The following is a 20,537-nucleotide window of genomic DNA, read 5'->3' as shown; positions in this document are numbered from 1 at the left end:
ACTATTTTATCATTGCTTACGTAAGGTAAGTTAATAACTTTTAGGAGGTTTTTAAAAATGATGGATTTCGGTCTACTTATTATTCGTCTTATTATAGGAATTACATTCATGGGTCATGGTGCTCAAAAATTATTTGGTTGGTTCGGCGGTTACGGTTTAAAAGGAACAGGTGGCTGGATGGAGTCAATCGGTTTACGTCCTGGTGTATTTATGGCATTTATGGCTGGCGCAACTGAATTACTAGGTGGTTTCTTATTCGCATCAGGTATTTTCATTGTAGTTGGTTCATTATTTATCGTTGGAACAATGTTAATGGCTATCTTCACTGTTCACGGAAAAAATGGTTACTGGGTAACACAAAACGGATATGAATATAACTTAATGTTAATCGCTGTTGCTGTTGGTGTAGCTTTAATCGGACCTGGGGCATACGTTTTACTTTAATTTTTATCTCAAATTTGAGATTCTTGAAAAAAGAACTTACTTCAATTGAAGTAAGTTCTTTTTATGAAACAAAATATTATTTCCAGCAGGATTTTCTCATCGTTATCTTGTAAACAAACAATAAGTATTCATATTTAGAAAGGGGATTACAAGCATGTTATCCATTAATCCAAATGAACAAACTGAAAAAGATAATTACAAATTACTTACTGGAAGTATCATCCCTCGTCCTGTCGCATTCGTTACTTCTGTAACAAAAGAAGACGTACTAAACGGAGCACCATATAGTTATTTCAATATTGTCGCTGCTAATCCACCACTTATCTCAGTATCTGTACAACGAAAAGCCGGAGAAAGAAAGGACACTTCCCGAAACGCAATTGAAAAAGGAGAATTTGTCGTACATATTTCTGACGAATCATATGTAGCAGCAATTAACGAAACAGCAGCTAACCTCCCGCCAAATGAAAGTGAAATTGAACTAGCAAAACTAACACCAATCGAAAGTGAAGTCATCTCTGTTCCAGGTGTAAAAGAAGCAAATATTCGAATGGAATGCGTATTAGAACGTGCAATTCCACTTGGCGGAACGGAAGACTCACCAGCTTGTGATCTACTAATTGGACGCGTCGTTCGTTTCCACGTTGCCGAACATCTATATGAAAAAGGGCGCATTCACGCCGAAGGACTCAAACCAATAAGCCGCCTAGCAGGACACAACTATGCAAAATTAGGAGAACAATTTGAATTGGTTAGGCCAATCTAAAAGCGGAAGCGGCTCGTTCAGAATCGCAGGACACTTCAAGCTCTCGACCTTGAAGCGCTTTTTGCTTCATGCGAGAGAGCGAAATGACCGGAGATTCTAGCCGCTGAAGCTGGATAATATCTAAAAGTGGAAGTGGCCCGTTTAGCTCTGACCAGCTAAGGTTCTCTCGCACAAAAGGTGCTTTTTACCTTTCGTGCGGGAGGTTCTTAGATGCGAAGAGCTGGCCACTGGAACTGGATAATATCTAAAAGCGGAAGCGGCTCGCTCAGAATGAGAGGGGGATGGAGCTTCTGACGTAGAGGCGCTTTTTGCCTCGCAGGAAGACGCGAAGCCACCGACCATTCTAGCCGTTGGAGCTGGATATATTTAAAAGCAAGACGGCTAGATTCCTCCCATCACTCAAATATAAAATCCCCTGCTTTTTAGCAGGGGATTTTCTCATTGTAATTCTTCCTTCTTTTCCTCTAAAGTAGGCATTTTCTCTTTTTTCGGCTTCCCTAGCTTAATTACGAAGAAGTATAGGGAAAGCAATGTAATAAGAAAAACAATTAAAAACGGGTACGGAGAGTAAAAGGCACGCGCCGCCTCAGTCTTTCCCGCAACAAATTTCAATGACTCAATATCTAAAAACTCAGCAAACATTTGTACACCGAGCATACTAAACCAAAAAACAAAAAAACTAATAATAATACCAAAAACTTGCTTCAATCTCGTCATTCATCTCATCCTTTCTATATCTGTAATTTTTAGCGCAATAAATATAGTACAAACAAAATATTCACAGAAAGGAACTATCTCACCATTCACGAATTAACTTAATCCAACCTAACATCGAAATTTGCAAAATAATACCCCAAATTATAAGCCTTCTTAGCCATCGAGGATAGAAGGTTAAAAATTTAACATACCATTCCAATAGCTTGTTCATAATTCCCTCCTACATAAAATTATATAGGAAAAAGGATATATAATCCAAACCCAACTAAAATGATACCCCCTACTATCTCACCATATGTACCGAGCATATCTTTCGCATGTCTCCCGATTAATAAACCCATCCACGCTAATAACATGCTAACAAATCCAAAAAGTAAAATCGTAATAATTGTTTGTGCCCCATAAATACCAAGACTAAGTCCTACTGAGAAACTATCTATACTGACGCCAAATGCAAATACGAATAAACTAATTCCAATAGGGGCTGTTCTAGTCTCTTCATTTTGTAAAATGCTCGAATATACGATATAAAACCCTAGTCCGATTAATAAAATAGCACCCGCAAAATGTGCGATATCTCCATACTTCTCTGATAAAAAACGACCTAGTACCATTCCTATAAACGGCATAATAATATGAAATATCCCTATCGTCATACCAATATACAGGATTTGTCTTAACTTTAGGGGTATCATCCCCATACCAAGACTCACCGAGAACGCATCCATCCCTAAGGCGAATGCCATAATTATTAAAGGTATTAGCTGTTCAAACGTCATTCATGCCCCTCCTTGGACGTGCTACTTCACAATATGCTTATCCAAGGAGAAATATTCTGTTTGCTAATCTTACCTTATCATTCAATAATAATATGATGTCCTGCCGCTTTTGTTAAACGATTCATAATTGCATTTCCTATTCCTTCATTAGGGAATGACTCACTAAAAATAACATCCACTTCACTTGCATCAAATGTTCTAAGTACATCATATAATTTAGTCGCAACACTAGCTAAGTCACTTCTAACACCACAAGATAATATAACATCTGCACTATATACATGCTGATACTCTTCTGTCGTTAATACGCCTACTTTAAATCCTTCTTCCTTTTTCTCATCCACAAGATGCTGAATAAACTCACGTGAGCCCTCAACAATACTAAGTGGTGCTTTCGGGGCATAATGTGTGTATTTCATTCCAGGCGATTTCGGTTTTTCCTTCTCATCCTTTAAAGCTGGATCTAAAGAAACAGTACCTATCACCGCTTCTAATTGTTCTTTCGTAATCCCACCTGGACGTAATATTGTTGGAATCGCGCTTGTACAATCAATTACAGTTGATTCAACGCCTACTCCAGTTGCACCACCATCAACAATACCTGCAATCTTCCCATTCAAATCTTCATATACGTGAGAAGCTAATGTTGGACTTGGACGCCCTGAACGATTCGCACTTGGTGCTGCAACAGGTACATTCGCCTCTTCAATAAGAGCAAGTGCAATTGGATGATCAGGCATTCTTACTCCAACCGTATTAAGTCCTGCTGTCACCTTCTCTGAAATCCCTTCTTTTCTCGGCAAAATAATTGTTAATGGTCCTGGCCAAAAATGCGCCATTAACTTCTCTGCAACTGGTGGAATTTCTTTCACAATCCCATCTAACTGAGATTTTGTACCTATGTGGACAATGAGTGGATTATCACTCGGTCTTCCTTTCGCTTCGAAAATTTTCGCGATTGCTTCATCATCCATCGCGTTTGCCCCTAACCCATATACTGTTTCCGTAGGGAAAGCCACCGCCTCATTTTCTCTTAATAATTTTGCTGCTTCTTGTAACTGTGGATAATATTTTTTTCTTTCCACAACATTATCCACAACCCACATGTTTGTATGCATTTTTTTCCACGTCCTTTTCTACCCTTAAATACTTGTCTATTTTTAGTTTACTATGAGATTTATCCAAAAGACAAACAAGGTTTATCCACAAAATGTGGATAAACCTAATTAATCCGTGGATAACTTTGTGAATAGCTGACAATTTAGTATTATTGCATTCTGCTCTTTTATATTTTTACAAAAATGTTCTAGCTGTTGAATTCCCTCTGGAACCTCATCCTTTTCTATAGTAAAAAAGTCAAAAAACTGAAAGATCGGTACAGATTGTGGATGATTTGTTAGTAAGTACAATTGTTGAACACTTTTTTCTTTCATATACTGCAAAAACATTTCAAAAAAATATAAGAAAGTCTGTTTATCCACATGAGGTGTGAATAAACAAGAACGAATAAGCACATCTTCCCCACTTTGTTCATAACCAATTACAGCTCGTATTTCTTCCGCTTCTTCCAAAATCATAAATTGTGCGTACAACTCATTTATTTTATCATCTTTTTTATTAGCTTGTCCGAAAAAAGAATGTAATCTTTCCACATCTGCTTTCGTAGCAAAATACACTTTCTTCATAATAAATCCCTCCTCATTTTTATATATGAAGAGGGATTTATTAATAGTACTATTTAGAGAATAAAGATGTAAAGGCCTCTACAATAAACAATTTAACTTCTGGCTTTTCTTCTTCCTCTTCTACTTTTACATACTCATTTTGTTTTTCTTGTTTTTTCTCCACAGGTTTCTCCACTTTTTCCACAGTTTTTATTTCTTCTTTACTTACAGGCTGCTCTTCGACTTTTGTTTCATTTTTTACTACTTTCTTTTCAGAAGCTGTTACTTTTTTTACTACTTCCTGCTTTACAGCTTTCGTTTCTTTTACCTTATCTACTTTCTTCTCTTCTTTATCTATTACTTCCTCATCTAGTTGTTTCACCTGCTCCTCTTCAGGAGATTCCGCCTTCACAACGTGCTCTTCTTTTCTTACAGCTGTCCCGCTCGAAAAATCTAAGAAACACATTGGTGGAAATAATACACACCACCAGTTCGCCCCTTCACCTTCTCCAATTGTGATTAATACTGCTTCATATTCTCCTGCTGGATAAATAAAATTCCCATATACCTTTGTAGGAAACTTTACATTCTTACTAAATTTCACTTGAAATGAATCTTTACTTCCTTCTCTTTTTAACGTATTTTCCACCGTTTCCTCGATTTCTGGAATATGACTTTGAATTACTTTGCGTGCCTCTTCAAATGAAGTTAAATCCGCTACCCATCCATCAATTTGTGCTTTTACTTCATCACGCACTTTACGCTTTAATGCCTGGTCTTTATCTGAATCACTATTTGCTAAAATTCTTAATCGAACGGCCTCTTTCGGAATAACTGAAGGCCCTTTCGCATCAGCTTTCATATATCCAAACTGCACAAGTAACTGTGCACCAATTAATAGTATAAGAAGATAAGCAATAACTTGTTTTTTCATTTCCTCCACCGTCCCTTCTACAAACAGTGTGGACAGACTTTCATCTTTCTAAACTATTAAATTCAAAATCTATATGAATTTTTCCACAAAAAAATAGAGTAAGGTGTGAACCTTACTCCATCTCTGCAAATACCATACGATCTTTTCCGTTAATATCGAAAACAACCTCAACATGAGCATGTGGAAAAGCTTGTTGTAACAATCTTTTTACATCCTCACCTTGTCCTACTCCAATTTCAAACGCCACAATCGCTTTCTTCTGCAACACATTCGGCAATTCTTCCATAAAACGGCGATAGAAATCTAATCCATCTTCACCACCAACAAGTGCTCTCTTCGGCTCATGCTCTTTCACAACAGGAGAAAGACCACGCCAATCCTCTTCCGGTATATATGGAGGATTTGAAACAACAACATCTAGCTTTTGACCCGTTTTATGAAATGGTGACAATAAATCACCGTGATAGAACGTTACTTCTGCACCTAAAGCTTTTGCATTTTCTTTTGCAACTTCAATCGACTCTTGTGCAATATCTACTGTATAAACATGAAGATTTTCATTTTCTAAAGCAAGCGTAATAGAAATCGCTCCACTACCTGTACCTATATCTGCTACATGTAGTTTCTCATCACCAAAATGGCGCTCGATTCTTTCTAATACTCCCACTATAAGCTCTTCTGTTTCCGGTCTTGGTATTAATACTTCTTCATTCACAAAGAAAGACCGTCCATAAAACATTTCATAACCAATCATATATTGAATAGGAATACCTTCTACATGCTTGTGGATAAACTCCGTAAAGCTTTTCTCTTGATCCTCAGTTATTTCTTCACGCATATTCATAAGTAATCCTGTTCTGTTCACCTTTAATACATGACAAAGGACAATTTCTCCCGCATTTTCATCTCGTCCATTTTCCTGTAAAAAAGAAGAAGCCCATTTCAGGGCTTCATAGACACGCATTACTCAGCTGCCTCCATCTTTTGAGCCTGATCTTCCATCACTAAGGCATTGATGAAATCATCTAACTTACCTTGTAAGATTTGATCTAGCTTTTGAATCGTTAAACCGATTCGATGGTCTGTAACACGGTTTTGCGGGAAGTTATACGTACGAATACGCTCTGAACGATCTCCCGTACCAACAGCTTGTTTACGGTTTTGATCATACTCAGCTTGCGCTTCTTGTCTAAACTTATCATAAACACGTGCGCGTAATACTTTCATCGCTTTTTCTTTATTCTTGATCTGTGATTTCTCATCCTGACAAGATACAACTACACCAGTCGGTAAATGCGTTAAACGCACCGCTGACATCGTTGTATTAACGCTCTGTCCACCAGGTCCACTAGAAGCGAATGTATCAACACGAACATCTTTCTCATGAATATCAATTTCTACTTCTTCTGCCTCTGGTAATACAGCTACAGTTGCTGTAGATGTATGAATACGTCCACCAGATTCCGTTTCAGGAACACGTTGTACACGGTGAGCACCATTCTCGAATTTCAGCTTCGCGAAAGCACCTTTACCATTAATCATAAAGATAATCTCTTTATATCCACCTAACTCTGTATAGCTAGCCTCAATAATCTCCGTTTTCCAGCCCTGTACCTCAGCGTAACGGCTATACATACGGTATAAGTCACCAGCAAATAAAGCTGCCTCATCTCCACCAGCAGCTCCACGAACCTCAACGATAACGTTCTTATCATCATTAGGGTCTTTTGGAACAAGTAAAATTTTCAGACGCTCTGATAATGTTTTATCTTGTGATTCTAACTCAGAAACTTCTTCTTTTACCATTTCACGCATTTCTGCGTCTAACTTATCTTCTAACATTGCTTTCGCATCTTTTAATTGCTCACGAACATCCTTATACTCACGATACACCTCTACCGTTTCCTGTATATCAGACTGTTCCTTTGAATATTCACGAAGCTTATTTGAATCACTAATAATCGCTGGATCACTTAACAACTCATTTAACTTCTCATAACGATTTTCTACAGCTTGCAAACGATCTAACACATCATTCACCTCTACATCCTAGTATCTAATACAAATAGTATATGGTACTTACTCAAAAAAACGCAAATTATATTTAAAAGCGTAGGCGGCTTGCTCAGAATCGCAGGCCATTGGAACTCTCGACCTTGAAGCGCTTTTTGCTTCAAGCGAGAGAGTGAAATGGCCGGAGATTCTAGCCGCTGAAGCTAGATAATATATTTAAAAGTAGCGGTGGCTCTTTCAGCTCACACCGCTCATTCTCTCTATTTTGAAAAAAACCCGCCTTGCGCAGCGAGTTTTACTTATCTTTGTTTGCAGGTACTGCATGACAATGACGACAACGCGGTTCATACGATTCTGAAGCTCCAACTAAAATAATTGGATCATCAAATGCCGCTGGTTCTCCATCAATTAATCGTTGTGTACGACTTGCTGGAGATCCACATACAGAACATACTGCTTGTAGTTTTGTCACATGTTCAGCAATCGCCATCAGCTGAGGAACTTGTCCAAATGGTAGACCACGGAAATCTTGGTCTAAACCAGCTACAATGACACGATAGCCACGATTTGCCAATACTTGCACCACTTCCACAATGTCCCCATCAAAAAATTGCACCTCATCGATTGCAATAACATCCAGCTCTTCTGTAATATGTTCAAATATATCCTTTGAAGCTGAAACAGGAACTGCTTTTACCTTTAATCCGTTATGTGATACTACATCTTCTTCACTATATCGATTATCAATACATGGTTTAAATACAATTGCATGTTGTTTTGCAAATTGCGTACGGCGCACACGGCGGATTAGCTCTTCTGACTTGCCAGAAAACATACTACCGCAAATCACTTCAATCCAGCCATTTTGATTTATTAAGTACATGAAGCTCTCCTTTCATCTACTTTTCAGTTAAAAGTAGGGTAAAGGTATAATATTTTCGCAAAAAAAACAGACAAGCGAATACATACACTTGCCTGTTTTATGTTTTTATTACTTAAGACCGTATTTCTTATTGAAGCGGTCAACGCGTCCGTCTGCAGTAGCAAACTTCTGACGTCCAGTGTAGAATGGGTGAGAATCAGAACTGATCTCAACTTTTAGTAATGGATAAGTGTTACCATCTTCCCACTCAACAGTTTCGTTAGATCCTTTAGTAGATCCGCTTAAGAATTTGAAGCCTGTGTTTGTGTCCATGAATACAACTTTCTTGTAATCTGGGTGAATTCCTGCTTTCATTCTTTTCATCTCCTTCCGCCCTGAATCATTTTCGAAACAGAGTTTTTCATCTTCAGCTGCATACACAACTATATTGATGAAACACATATGATGAAATTATAACAAGGCTAACTTCATTTTGCAACTACCTGTTTTTGTCTTTTTAATTTTAAAAGCGCACGCGGCTCGTTCAGAATGGGAGGGGGATGGAGCTTCTGACGTAGAGGCGCTTTTTGCCTCGTAGGAAGACGCGAAGCCACCGACCATTCTAGCCGCTGGAGCTGGATATTAAATTTAAAGTGGAGGTGGCTCGCTCAGCTCTGACCAGTTAAGGTTCTTTCGCCCTAAAGGTGCTTTTTACCTTTCGGGCGGAAGGTTCTTAGATGCGAAGAGCTAGCCACCGGAACTGGATATCATTTAAAAGCAGAAGCGGCTCGTTCAAAATCGCAGGGCATTGGAACTCTCGACCTTGAAGCGCTTTTTGCTTCGAGCGAGAGAGTGAAATGACCGGAGATTCTAGCCGCTGGAGCTCGATATTATCTTAAAGTGGAGACGGCTCGTTCAAAATCGCAGGGCATTGGAGCTCTCGACCCTGAAGCGCTTTTTGCTTCATGCGAGAGAGCAAAATGACCGGAGATTTTAGCCGCTGGAGCTCGATATCACCTTAAAGCGCACGCGGCTCGTTCAGAATGGGAGGGGGGATGGAGCTTCTGACGTAGAGGTGCTTTTTACCTCGTAGGAAGACGCGAAGCCACCGACCATTCTAGCCGCTGGAGCTGGATATTATCTTAAAGTGGAGACGGCTCGTTTAGCTCTGACTGGCTAAGGTTCTCTCACTTATCTCTCTCTTTAATATCACCTAAACAGCATAAAAAACTCGCTTACTATAAAATAAGCGAGTCCTGATTTTTCCCTTTACTTAGTTGTTACATACCTTTTTGAGTCTGCAACAATGTTTTGTAAAAACTCTTCATTTGTCTTAGTTTGACGAAGCTTACGTAAGAAACTTTCAACGAAGTCTGGTGTATCACGCATTGTTTTACGAATGCCCCATAACTTGTCTAAATGTTCTTTTGGAATTAATAGATCTTCTTTACGTGTACCAGAACGGCGAATATCGATCGCCGGGAAGATACGACGTTCAGCTAATGAACGATCTAAGTGAAGTTCCATATTTCCAGTTCCTTTAAATTCCTCGTAAATAACATCGTCCATACGGGATCCTGTATCAACAAGGGCTGTTGCTAAAATTGTTAAGCTACCGCCTTCTTCAATATTACGCGCAGCTCCAAAGAAACGCTTCGGTCTATGGAAGGCAGCTGGATCGATACCACCTGATAATGTTCTACCACTTGGTGGAATAACGAGGTTGTAAGCTCGAGCTAAACGGGTAATACTATCCATTAAAATGATAACATCTTTCTTGTGCTCTACAAGACGCATCGCACGTTCTAACACAAGCTCAGCTACTTTAATATGATTTTCTGGTACTTCATCAAAAGTAGAACTTACAACATCTCCTTTAACAGAACGTTCAATGTCTGTTACTTCCTCTGGACGCTCATCAATTAAAAGTACAATTAATTCTGCTTCCGGATGATTTGTTGTAACACTATGCGCGATTTCTTTTAATAGACTTGTTTTACCAGCCTTTGGAGGCGCAACAATTAAACCACGTTGTCCAAATCCAACTGGTGCGATTAAATCCATGATGCGTGTCGGTAACTTTTTCGGTTCCGTTTCCAATTTCATTTGGCGATCTGGGTATAATGGTGTTAATGCAGGGAAATGCACACGCTCTTTTGCTGAATCTGGATCATCTCCGTTTACAGCTTCAACTTGTAATAACCCAAAATAGCGTTCATTTTCTTTCGGAGGTCGTACTTTACCAGAAACCTTGTCTCCATTACGTAAATCGAAACGACGAATTTGCGAAGCTGAGATATAAATATCTTCTGAGCTTGGAGAATAGTTGATAGGACGTAGGAATCCAAATCCTTCTGATTGAATAATTTCTAATACGCCTTCCATGAAAAAGAAACCTTCTTTTTCTGCTCGAGCTTTCAAAATGGAAAAAATTAACTCTTTTTTCGTTAACTTGCTATAATACGAAATCTTAAATTCTTTCGCAAGCTCGTATAACTCTTTTAATTTCATGTTTTCTAATGCTGCAATTGACAAATTCATTCAGACACCACACTTTAACGTTATTCTCTTTTTTCATGGGTAAAGGGAAAAAATACGGAAGGCAAATAATTAATAATGAAAGGCAATAAGTTCAAGTAGGGTAATATTCACTATTGTAACCCTTTTATCTAGTTTTAATCAATACGTTGGAACACAAATACAAGAAGCGAAGACAAGAAAATTTGTCTTCGCTTCTTATTTAATTTAGTTCCAGCTCCGATAGTTAGAAAAGTCGACCATTTTAACCTTTCTGAGCGAGCCGCTTGCACTTTTTATTTAATCCAGCTTCAGCAGCTAGAATGGTCGGTGGCTTCACTTCTTCCTGCGAGGCAAAAAGCGCCTCTTCGTCAGAAGCTCCATCCCCCTCCCATTCTGAACAAGCTGCTTACGCTTTTTACTTAATCCAGTTCCAGCGGCTAGAATCTCCGGTCATTTCACTCTCTCACTCGAAGCAAAGAGCGCTTCAAGGTCGAGAGCTCCAATGCCCTGCGATTCTGAACGAGCCGCTTGCACTTTTTATTTAATAACTAAGTTCGGTTTTTTATTTAAGCTATGACGACCATCTACGAAGCGAACTGTGCCTGATTTTGCGCGCATAACAAGGGATTGCGTTGTTCCTACGCTACCTTTAAATTGAACACCGCGTAATAGTTCTCCATCTGTTACGCCTGTTGCTGCAAAGATTGCATCGTCACCTTTTACTAAGTCCTCCATACGAAGGATACGATTAATGTCTTCTATGCCCATTTTTTTACAACGTGCTAATTCAGCTTCGTTTTGTGGCAATAGTTTTCCGTGAATTTCTCCACCTAAACATTTTAAAGCAACTGCTGCTAATACACCTTCAGGTGCTCCACCAGATCCAAATAAAATATCTACACCTGTACGATCAAACGCTGTATTAATCGCTCCAGCTACATCTCCATCATTAATCAATTTAATGCGAGCACCAGCTTTACGAATTTCTTCGATAATTTCTTGATGACGTGGACGATTTAAAACTGTCGCTACAACATCTTCAATATCTTTATTTTTCGCTTTCGCAACTGCACGTAAGTTATCAATAATAGGCGCATCAATATCGACCGCCCCAACTGCTTCCGGGCCAACCGCGATTTTATCCATGTACATGTCAGGGGCATGTAACAAATTACCGTGGTCTGCAATTGCAATAACAGCAAGAGCATTCCAGCCACCAGCTGCTACGATGTTTGTCCCTTCTAAAGGATCAACCGCAACGTCTACACGTGGTCCATATCCTGTACCCAATTTCTCTCCGATATATAGCATTGGTGCTTCATCCATCTCACCTTCACCAATTACAACTGTACCCTTCATCGGAATTGTATCAAATACATCACGCATAGCTGATGTTGCTGCACCGTCTGCCTCATCCTTTTTCCCGCGCCCCATCCAACGCGCTGATGATAAAGCTGCAGCCTCTGTTACACGTACTAACTCCATAGATAAACTTCTTTCCACGATAATCCCTCTCCTTTAAGTCTTTATATTTCTGCCGTATTTTGTGAACCGTGTTTTTCTATAAAGTGTACTTCCGCAAGTAGTGATGCTTCGCTTCCCCCTTGCGGAAGTATCACTTATGCGTTCTTCATTTCTTCAATTTCTTGCTTTGTCATTTGTTCTCGCCAAATGTTTGCTCCAAGCCCTTTAAGCTTGTCCACTATATTCTCATAACCTCGATCAATATGCTCAAGTCCTGTTACTTCTGTAATTCCATCTGCCATTAAACCTGCAATAACAAGTGCCGCTCCTGCTCGTAAATCACTCGCCTTCACTTTTGCACCTTGCAGTAACACAGGACCAGTTACAATTGCCGAACGACCCTCTACTTTAATTTGAGCATTCATACGACGTAATTCATCAATGTGTTTGAAACGGGCACCGTAAATTGTATCTGTTACAACTCCCGTCCCGTGCGCCTTTGTTAAAAGCGTCGTAAACGGCTGTTGTAAATCCGTTGGAAAACCTGGATATACAAGCGTTTTGATATCAACTACTTTTAACTTTCTATTACCGTTCACCGTAATTTGATCATCGTTCGTTTCAACTTGAACACCAGCTTCTCTTAGCTTTGCAGTAACTGATTCTAAATGCTGAGGAATAACATTATCAACCGTTACTTCTCCTCCTGATGCAGCTCCTAGAATCATATACGTACCAGCTTCAATACGATCTGGGATGATAGTATGGTGACAACCATGTAAAGAGTCCACACCATCTATTCGGATTACATCTGTACCAGCACCTTTAATACGTGCCCCCATGCTTGTTAACAATGTAGCTACATCAATAATCTCGGGCTCTTTCGCTGCATTTTCAATAACAGTTCTACCTTTTGCTCGTACAGCTGCTAGCATAATATTAATCGTAGCTCCTACACTAACAACATCTAAATAAATACGTGCCCCGCGTAGCTCATCTGCTCTTAAATAGATGGCACCTTGTTCATTCGTAACATGTGCACCTAGCGCTTCAAACCCTTTAATATGCTGATCAATCGGCCTCGGTCCTAAATGACATCCACCCGGAAGCCCAATAACAGCTTTTTTAAAACGGCCAAGCATTGCACCCATTAAATAATAAGAAGCGCGCAATTTTTTCACTTTTCCATTTGGCAAAGGCATTGCAACCATGTTAGAAGGATCGACTACCATCTCCTCCTCCTGTCCATAAGTTACTTTCCCTCCAATTTCCTCTAGTAAGTCTCCTAACATTTTCACGTCCGAAATATTAGGGACACCACCAATAGTTACTGGAGTATCTGCTAAAATTGTCGCTGGAATTAATGCAACGGCACTGTTCTTTGCACCACTTACTCGAATTGTTCCATTTAAAGCTCTTCCGCCTTCAATTAGCAATTTTTCCATATTGAGCTCCCTTCTTGTGAATGTATTTACTTTCTATCTTTTTATAGAAAGCTCCCCTTAAGAATCTCAATTACTCTTTCCATCCCAAAACTCAATAAATAGGAAACCATTATCTTCATTTCTCCTGTAGCACGAATAGATAAAGATCAACTATTCATCGAATTCACTTTATCAATTTAGATACGTTATCACATTTATTAATAGGACTATGCACATTATTTTCTATTTAAAAACAAAAATGATAAAATCTTTAGACTTGTTCACGCTTTCATTATACAACGAAAGGAAACCGTCTAAAAGACTAGACGGTTTCCAAAACGGAATTTTATTCTTACGCTTTACCGTTAGAACCGAATTCGCGAATTTTACCAATAACAGTTGCTTTGATAGCGTCGCGGCCAGGTCCGATAAATTTACGAGGATCGTAAACTTCTTGGTCTTTGTTTAATACTTCACGAACAGCTTTTGTAAACTCGATTTGGTTCTCAGTGTTTACGTTGATTTTTGAAGTACCTAAAGAGATAGCTTTTTCGATATCAGCAGTTGGGATACCAGTACCACCATGTAATACTAAAGGTACGCCAGTGAAGTCACGAACTTGTTCCATTTCAGCGAATCCTAAGTTAGGCTCACCTTTGTAAGGACCGTGTACAGAACCTAAAGCTGGAGCTAGGCAATCGATACCTGTTGCTTCAACAAGGTGCTTACACTCTGCTGGGTCAGCGTAAATTACGCCTTCAGCGATTACGTCGTCTTCTTGTCCGCCAACTGTTCCAAGCTCAGCTTCAACAGATACGTTACGAGCGTGTGCGTATTCTACTACTTGTTTAGTAGTTTCAACGTTTTCTTCGAATGGGTGGTGAGAAGCGTCGATCATTACAGATGTGAAACCTGCATCGATTGCTTCTTTACATTTTTCGAAGCTTGAACCATGATCAAGGTGAATCGCTACAGGAACAGTGATGTTCATTTCTTCGATTAAAGCTTTAACCATAGCTACAACTGTTTTGAAACCAGTCATATGACGAGCTGCACCCTCAGATACACCTAGGATTACAGGAGATTTTTCTTCTTCCGCAGCAGCTAAGATAGCTTGAGTCCACTCTAAGTTGTTCATGTTGAATTGACCAACTGCGTATTTTCCTTCTAGTGCTTTGTTTAGCATTTCTTTCATAGAAACTAAAGGCATGGTGAATCCTCCTAAAAAACGTTTTTTGTATCCGATAAGTTCTTATCGCTGGTAGTATGACCAGAATAAGGTAAAATATGTATATATACATACCGGACTTTTTTCTACACTCAATAGGATAACAACTTGTACTCAAAAACTCAACCGTATTCACCTGCACAATAGTCCATGTAAACGCTTTTTTCCATATTTTTTATAAAAAATTCATTTTTACGCCTCTACAGCGAGCTCATTTCTCACAGCTTGACGAATTTCATCAATATCAAATGGTTTAGCAAAATGCATTAAAGCACCTAAATCTTTTGCTTCTTGGATCATATCAAGCTCTCCATAAGCAGTCATTAAAATTACTTTAATACTCTCATCAATTTCTTTTACATGCTTTAAAATCTCTATACCATCCATGCCTGGAATTTTCATATCTAACACTACTAAATCTGGATTATCTTTTTTCACGATATCTAAAGCTTGAAATCCATTTGCTGCTTGGAATGTCTGATAACCTTCTTTTTGGAACACTTCATGTAATAACACACGAATCCCATATTGATCATCAACGATTAAAATTTTACCTTCCATAATTCCCAACCTTTCTGTGTAAGTACAAGATTTAAAGCTTCTTATATCTTAACGATTTATTTTCGCTATTCTTTGGCAAATTCCTTCCTATTCTTTCTTATTTTACCGTTTCCTATTTTGTTATGCTACCCTACGATTTCACCTTTCTAAAAAAATAAACTATAATGAAAGCCGGCAAACACGTACGAAGGGAGTAACATTATGTTAAAAATTTTTTCAACTCAATTAAGTGGTTATTTCTCCAGAGTTTCTCAAAAAGAAGAAATGAATATAGAAGATAGCGCTCGTTTACTTGCTCAAGCACTAGTTGGCGATGGTTTCATTTATTTACATGGTACAAATGAAATGGAGGGCGTTGTTGCCGAGGCACTATTCGGTGCTGAACCAATGAAGCAAGCAAAACGCTTATTTGAAAATGGTAAAGAAGCAGAAGTAACCTCTGCGGATCGTGTACTTCTTATTAGCCGTTTTTCAACAGATGAAGCGGTTGTAGAAATTGCAAAAAAACTACAAGAAGAGGGACACTCTATTGTCGGCATTTCTGCTCTTCAAGAAGGTACGGAATCACTCGAACGATATACAGACGTACATATTGATACAAAACTGTTAAAAGGTCTTATTCCAGATGATGAAGGTAATCGCTACGGATTCCCAAGTTTAATAGTAGCTTTATTTGCTTATCACGGAATCAAATTCACAATCGATGAAATGTTAAATGAATATTAAAAAAAGCGCCTTATTTCAGGCGCTTTTTTTATTACTTGCTCTCTTTATTCGTAATAGAAGCTCTTACGAAGTCATGGAACAATGGTTGTGGACGGTTTGGACGAGAAACAAGTTCTGGGTGGAACTGTGCTGCCACGAACCAAGGATGGTCTTTTAATTCAATGATTTCAACTAGACGGCCGTCTGGGCTTGTACCAGAGAATACAAATCCTTCTTTTTCCATATCCGGACGGAACTGGTTGTTGAACTCATAACGATGACGATGACGCTCATATACAACCGGCTCATTATAAGCATTGTAAGCATTGGTTTCTTCAGCAAGCTTACATGGGTATAGACCAAGACGAAGTGTACCACCTAGGTCCTCTACATCTTTTTGTTCTGGTAATAAGTCGATGATTGCATATGGTGTGTCAGGGTTGATTTCAGAAGAGTTAGCACCTTCTAAACCTAATACATTACGTGCGAATTCGATTGATGCAAGTTGCATACCTAAGCAAATTCCTAAGAATGGAACTTTGTTTTCACGAGCATATTGAATCGCAACGATTTTACCTTCTACACCACGATCGCCGAAGCCACCTGGTACAAGGATACCATCTGTATCGCCAACTAATTCTTTTACGTTTTCTGCTGTTACGTGCTCAGCATTTACCCATTTTACTTCTACATCTGTATCGAATGAGTAACCAGCATGACGAAGTGCTTCTACAACAGAAATATAAGCATCTTGAAGTTCTACATATTTACCAACAAGAGCGATTTTTGTTTTCTTAGAAAGATTACGCACTTTGTTAACTAGCGCAGTCCACTCTGTCATATCTGCAGCTGGATTGTCTAATTTTAAGTGGTCACAAACGATTTGGTCCATGTTTTGTTCTTGAAGAGATAATGGAACCGCATATAAAGTATCTGCATCGCGAGCTTCGATAACTGCTTTTGTATCAATGTCACAGAATAATGCAAGCTTGTCTTTCATATCTTGAGAAACAGGCATTTCTGTACGAACAACGATAATGTTTGGCTGAATACCTAAGCTACGAAGTTCTTTAACACTATGTTGTGTTGGTTTTGTCTTCATTTCACCCGCTGCTTTTAAGTACGGGATTAACGTACAGTGAATGTACATTACATTGTCACGACCGATGTCGCTCTTAATTTGACGGATTGCTTCTAAGAATGGTAGAGACTCGATATCACCAACTGTTCCACCGATTTCTGTAATAACAACATCCGCATTTGTTTCACGGCCAGAACGATATACGCGCTCTTTAATTTCGTTAGTAATGTGAGGAATAACTTGAACTGTTCCTCCTAAATATTCACCGCGACGCTCTTTTTGAAGAACTGAAGAGTAAATTTTACCTGTTGTTACGTTGCTGTATTTGTTTAAGTTAATGTCGATGAAACGCTCATAGTGACCAAGGTCTAAGTCAGTTTCTGCGCCATCATCTGTTACGAATACCTCACCGTGTTGATATGGGCTCATAGTCCCTGGGTCTACGTTAATGTATGGATCAAACTTTTGAATCGTTACGTTTAAACCACGATTTTTTAAAAGTCTTCCAAGAGATGCTGCTGTAATACCTTTTCCTAAAGACGATACTACACCGCCTGTTACAAAAATATACTTAGTCATGAAAAAGCTCCCTTCTATTTTGCTGTTATATAATCACCGTTGCAAAGCGCAACGTATGTAGATAACACTGTATCCATCTTATTGTTAGACTCTTTTTATTTTCTAAACAAAAAACAAAAAAGAAAATTGCTCCCCTCATCACAAAAAGTAATAAGTAGGGAGCAATTTTCTTTTATATTTACACTTTAAAAGTATTATCGTCCTTTTTTAAAGAGCCCAAAAATGATTCTACATGGACGATAATGAAAAGTCAAGAACTACAGTTCTTCCTCTTCTTCTTCTTCAGTTTCATCATACTCAAGTTCTTCTTCAGCGAAGTCGTCGTCATCTTCGTCTAAATCATCAAGATCGTCGTCATCTCCGTCTTCTTCTTCAAGAACTTTGTCCAAATCTTCTACATCGTCTTCTTCTTCAATTACGTCTGCATCGTCGAAGTCATCTTCGTCTTCTTCAATGTAGTCGTCAAAACCGTCTTCTTCAACTTTACGTTTCTTCTTCGGTTTTGGTTGAGGCAAGATTTCTTCATCAATTTGCTCATATGGGTACCAGCTGCGTAGTCCCCAACGATTTTCTCCTAAATTAATGAAACGTCCATCGATGTTTAAGTCTGTATAAAATTGTGCGATTTTCGCATTAACTTGCTCTTGAGATAGTCCCAGCACTTGAGCGATTTCTTGAACCAACTCGTTGAATGTCGTTGCTTGTTTTTTATCCCCTAAAACGCTATGTACAACTTCAATCATTGAACATTCTTTTAGCTCTTCTGGTGAATATTGCTTAAAATCCACTTATGCGGCACTTCCTTTCATCAAATATAACCTTATATATAACGGCCTGCTTAAAAAAATCCATACTATTCATTATAAACAAAAGTCGCACAAATATGCTACAAAAAAAACGGGAAACTTTTATAGGGTAGTAAAATTATAATTTGTCTGTTCCTTATTTCGGAAGCATATGGGCCCCTTGCAATACATACCTAATTTGCATTTCTGTATATTCTTCGAGCGTATACAGTTTTTGCAGCGCCCAGCGTCTAAATCCCCACATCTGTCCTTGTATAAAAATATTATGCGCAAGAAGCTGTATTTCTTTTTTATTTAATGTAAATGTTCCATTTTCCGTACACTGTTCTAAAATATTCTCGAACATTCCTACCATTTGAAACTCCTTTTCTAATACATACGGAAGTGATTCTTTCGGTAAAAAGCGTACCTCTTGATACATTATCAATACTTCTTCCTGTAATTCGTCCATCACTTTAAAGTAATTCGTTATTGCTATCTTTAAACTTTCTATACTCCCTTTTTCTGTACACACTACTTCCTCTAATCTTTCTTTTACATGTTCATATATACTATCACAAACTAAATATAAAACATCATCTTTGGTACGAATGTACTCATAAAGTGTCCCTATACTAAACCCAGCCGCTTTTGCAATCTCTCTCGTTGTTGTACGCGGAAATCCTTTTTGTTTAAACAGTTGCACCGCACCTTTAATCATTTGTTCACGTCTTAACGCAACTAATTTTTCATCTTTCACCGATGCATGCACATTATGTTTAACCATTCCCTTCACCTCTCTATTATTTTTTGGAAGGAAAAAGCGTAGGAAAATACCTACGCTTTCGTTCCTACTTCGTTAACATACGAGAAATTACAAGCCTCTGAATCTCTTGTGTTCCTTCATATATTTGTGTAATCTTTGCATCTCGCATATAACGCTCTACTGGATAATCTTTCGTATAACCGTAACCACCAAATACTTGCACCGCTTCAGTCGTCACCTTCATCGCTGTATCTCCTGCAAATACTTTTGACATCGCTGATTCTTTTCCATACGGAAGCCCTTCTGATTCAAGCCAAGCCGCTTGATATGTTAAGAGGCGTGCCGCTTCTACATCTGTTGCCATATCCGCAAGTTTAAAGCCAATCCCTTGCTGCGCCGCAATTGGTTTTCCAAATTGATGGCGCTCCCTTGCATATTCTACAGAAGCATCTAAAGCCCCTTGTGCAATACCAACAGCTTGCGCCGCAATACCGTTACGACCTCCATCTAATGTTTGCATCGCAACTTTAAACCCTTGCCCCTCTTCTCCAAGTAGATTCTCTACAGGAATACGGCAATCTTCAAACATAATTTCAGTCGTTGGTGAAGAGCGAATCCCTAGCTTGCTCTCCTTCTTCCCAACTGAAAATCCCGGTGTATCACTTTCTACAATAAATGCACTCGTACCGCGCTGCTTCGATTCAGGATCAGTTAGCGCAAAAACAACATAAATATCAGCAATACCGCCATTTGTAATGAAAATTTTTGATCCATTTAAAATATAATGATCGCCATCTCTCTTTGCGATTGTCTTCATTCCACCAGCATCCGATCCAGATCCTGGCTCCGTTAAGCCATATGCACCAATTTTCTTCCCTTCAGCCATCGGTCGTAAAAACTTTTGCTTTTGCTCTTCCGTCCCAAATTTAAAAATTGGCCATCCCGCAAGTGAAGTATGCGCGGACAGTGTTACACCTGTTGAAGCACAAACGCGAGATAATTCTTCAATAGCGATTACGTACGCTAAGTAATCGCTTCCAATTCCGCCGTACTCTTCAGGCCATGGAATACCAGTTAAACCAAGCTCTGCCATTTGATCAAATAACTCTCGATCAAATCTCTCTTCTTCATCACGCTCAGCTGCTGTTGGTGCCACTTCATTTTTAGCAAAATCTCGAACCATTTTTCTTATCATTTCATGTTCTTCTGACAATTTAAAATGCATCTCCGTCTCCCCCTCGCCCT

Annotated in this window: 22 protein-coding genes; 3 read left to right on the top strand and 19 right to left on the bottom strand. The window is 38.9% G+C overall.

From position 1 onward, the window contains the following. Nucleotides 1-57 precede the first annotated feature (57 nt). A complete protein-coding gene (locus ACTFRY_RS23990) occupies nucleotides 58-444 on the top strand; it encodes a DoxX family protein (RefSeq protein ID WP_000968616.1) in 387 nt (128 codons plus the stop codon). 154 nt (nucleotides 445-598) lie between these two features. Continuing rightward, a complete protein-coding gene (locus ACTFRY_RS23985) occupies nucleotides 599-1,210 on the top strand; it encodes a flavin reductase family protein (protein ID WP_098616153.1) in 612 nt (203 codons plus the stop codon). Between the two features lie 438 nt (nucleotides 1,211-1,648). Here ACTFRY_RS23985 and ACTFRY_RS23980 read toward each other — a convergent pair whose 3' ends face one another. The 15 genes from ACTFRY_RS23980 to spo0F form a co-directional block, all read right to left on the bottom strand. After that, on the bottom strand, nucleotides 1,649-1,927 hold the full coding sequence (locus ACTFRY_RS23980; protein WP_000197472.1) for a DUF3935 domain-containing protein: 279 nt from the start codon (nucleotides 1,925-1,927) through the stop codon (nucleotides 1,649-1,651). 79 nt (nucleotides 1,928-2,006) lie between these two features. Continuing rightward, on the bottom strand, nucleotides 2,007-2,138 hold the full coding sequence (locus tag ACTFRY_RS23975) for a hypothetical protein (RefSeq protein WP_001037636.1): 132 nt from the start codon (nucleotides 2,136-2,138) through the stop codon (nucleotides 2,007-2,009). 19 nt (nucleotides 2,139-2,157) lie between these two features. After that, on the bottom strand, nucleotides 2,158-2,706 hold the full coding sequence (locus ACTFRY_RS23970) for a manganese efflux pump MntP (RefSeq protein ID WP_000142463.1): 549 nt from the start codon (nucleotides 2,704-2,706) through the stop codon (nucleotides 2,158-2,160). A gap of 77 nt (nucleotides 2,707-2,783) precedes the next feature. Beyond that, nucleotides 2,784-3,824 carry an L-threonylcarbamoyladenylate synthase gene (locus ACTFRY_RS23965; RefSeq protein WP_061664289.1) on the bottom strand — a complete coding sequence of 347 codons (1,041 nt, stop codon included), beginning with the start codon at nucleotides 3,822-3,824 and terminating at the stop codon, nucleotides 2,784-2,786. A gap of 108 nt (nucleotides 3,825-3,932) precedes the next feature. Further along, nucleotides 3,933-4,391, bottom strand: coding sequence for a mechanosensitive ion channel protein (locus tag ACTFRY_RS23960; protein WP_000758437.1), 459 nt, complete (start codon nucleotides 4,389-4,391; stop codon nucleotides 3,933-3,935). Nucleotides 4,392-4,440: 49 nt separating this feature from the next. After that, nucleotides 4,441-5,304 (bottom strand): stage II sporulation protein R, encoded by an 864-nt coding sequence (gene spoIIR / locus ACTFRY_RS23955; RefSeq protein WP_061664293.1) that lies wholly within the window; start codon nucleotides 5,302-5,304, stop codon nucleotides 4,441-4,443. Between the two features lie 112 nt (nucleotides 5,305-5,416). Further along, nucleotides 5,417-6,268: a peptide chain release factor N(5)-glutamine methyltransferase gene (prmC, locus tag ACTFRY_RS23950; protein ID WP_001267055.1), complete on the bottom strand. Its 852-nt coding sequence runs from the start codon at nucleotides 6,266-6,268 to the stop codon at nucleotides 5,417-5,419. Continuing rightward, the gene (prfA, locus tag ACTFRY_RS23945; protein WP_000887064.1) at nucleotides 6,268-7,335 is read right to left on the bottom strand and encodes a peptide chain release factor 1; all 1,068 of its coding nucleotides are present in this window, start codon (nucleotides 7,333-7,335) and stop codon (nucleotides 6,268-6,270) included. Before prfA ends, prmC begins: the two co-directional genes overlap by 1 nt. A gap of 277 nt (nucleotides 7,336-7,612) precedes the next feature. Beyond that, the gene (locus tag ACTFRY_RS23940) at nucleotides 7,613-8,200 is read right to left on the bottom strand and encodes a thymidine kinase (RefSeq protein WP_000280859.1); all 588 of its coding nucleotides are present in this window, start codon (nucleotides 8,198-8,200) and stop codon (nucleotides 7,613-7,615) included. A 108-nt stretch (nucleotides 8,201-8,308) separates the two neighbouring features. Next, complete coding sequence (locus tag ACTFRY_RS23935; RefSeq protein ID WP_000643433.1) at nucleotides 8,309-8,554, bottom strand: type B 50S ribosomal protein L31; 246 nt, start codon at nucleotides 8,552-8,554, stop codon at nucleotides 8,309-8,311. Between the two features lie 894 nt (nucleotides 8,555-9,448). Next, nucleotides 9,449-10,720, bottom strand: a complete 1,272-nt coding sequence (rho, locus tag ACTFRY_RS23930; RefSeq protein ID WP_001053903.1) for a transcription termination factor Rho — start codon at nucleotides 10,718-10,720, stop codon at nucleotides 9,449-9,451. 516 nt (nucleotides 10,721-11,236) lie between these two features. Beyond that, nucleotides 11,237-12,202: a class II fructose-bisphosphatase gene (gene glpX, locus ACTFRY_RS23925; RefSeq protein WP_000442340.1), complete on the bottom strand. Its 966-nt coding sequence runs from the start codon at nucleotides 12,200-12,202 to the stop codon at nucleotides 11,237-11,239. Between the two features lie 116 nt (nucleotides 12,203-12,318). After that, a complete protein-coding gene (gene murA / locus ACTFRY_RS23920) occupies nucleotides 12,319-13,608 on the bottom strand; it encodes a UDP-N-acetylglucosamine 1-carboxyvinyltransferase (protein WP_000413254.1) in 1,290 nt (429 codons plus the stop codon). A 331-nt stretch (nucleotides 13,609-13,939) separates the two neighbouring features. Beyond that, nucleotides 13,940-14,797 carry a class II fructose-bisphosphate aldolase gene (locus tag ACTFRY_RS23915; protein ID WP_001131855.1) on the bottom strand — a complete coding sequence of 286 codons (858 nt, stop codon included), beginning with the start codon at nucleotides 14,795-14,797 and terminating at the stop codon, nucleotides 13,940-13,942. Between the two features lie 210 nt (nucleotides 14,798-15,007). Then, on the bottom strand, nucleotides 15,008-15,376 hold the full coding sequence (spo0F, locus tag ACTFRY_RS23910; RefSeq protein WP_000398594.1) for a sporulation initiation phosphotransferase Spo0F: 369 nt from the start codon (nucleotides 15,374-15,376) through the stop codon (nucleotides 15,008-15,010). A gap of 201 nt (nucleotides 15,377-15,577) precedes the next feature. Here spo0F and ACTFRY_RS23905 point away from each other — a divergent pair, with 201 nt between their 5' ends. Next, a complete protein-coding gene (locus tag ACTFRY_RS23905; protein ID WP_000912402.1) occupies nucleotides 15,578-16,102 on the top strand; it encodes a DUF2529 domain-containing protein in 525 nt (174 codons plus the stop codon). Between the two features lie 31 nt (nucleotides 16,103-16,133). Here the strand turns inward: ACTFRY_RS23905 and pyrG are convergent, their stop codons facing one another. The 4 genes from pyrG to acdA all read right to left on the bottom strand — a co-directional run bounded on the left by pyrG (nucleotide 16,134) and on the right by acdA (nucleotide 20,517). Continuing rightward, nucleotides 16,134-17,741 carry a CTP synthase gene (gene pyrG, locus ACTFRY_RS23900; protein WP_000170460.1) on the bottom strand — a complete coding sequence of 536 codons (1,608 nt, stop codon included), beginning with the start codon at nucleotides 17,739-17,741 and terminating at the stop codon, nucleotides 16,134-16,136. 257 nt (nucleotides 17,742-17,998) lie between these two features. Continuing rightward, entirely contained in the window at nucleotides 17,999-18,529 is a 531-nt protein-coding gene (gene rpoE / locus ACTFRY_RS23895; RefSeq protein WP_000346277.1) for a DNA-directed RNA polymerase subunit delta, read from the bottom strand. A 154-nt stretch (nucleotides 18,530-18,683) separates the two neighbouring features. Further along, the gene (locus ACTFRY_RS23890) at nucleotides 18,684-19,313 is read right to left on the bottom strand and encodes a TetR/AcrR family transcriptional regulator (RefSeq protein ID WP_000238599.1); all 630 of its coding nucleotides are present in this window, start codon (nucleotides 19,311-19,313) and stop codon (nucleotides 18,684-18,686) included. 64 nt (nucleotides 19,314-19,377) lie between these two features. Next, nucleotides 19,378-20,517, bottom strand: a complete 1,140-nt coding sequence (gene acdA, locus ACTFRY_RS23885) for an acyl-CoA dehydrogenase AcdA (protein ID WP_000545543.1) — start codon at nucleotides 20,515-20,517, stop codon at nucleotides 19,378-19,380. Between the last annotated feature and the right edge of the window lie 20 nt (nucleotides 20,518-20,537).

Origin of the sequence: Bacillus cereus group sp. MYBK195-1 (assembly GCF_051916605.1) — a bacterium.
GTDB classification, from domain to species: domain Bacteria; phylum Bacillota; class Bacilli; order Bacillales; family Bacillaceae_G; genus Bacillus_A; species Bacillus_A cereus.
Note: the sequence above shows the minus strand (reverse complement) of the source record. Positions and strands in the feature narration are given on the sequence as shown.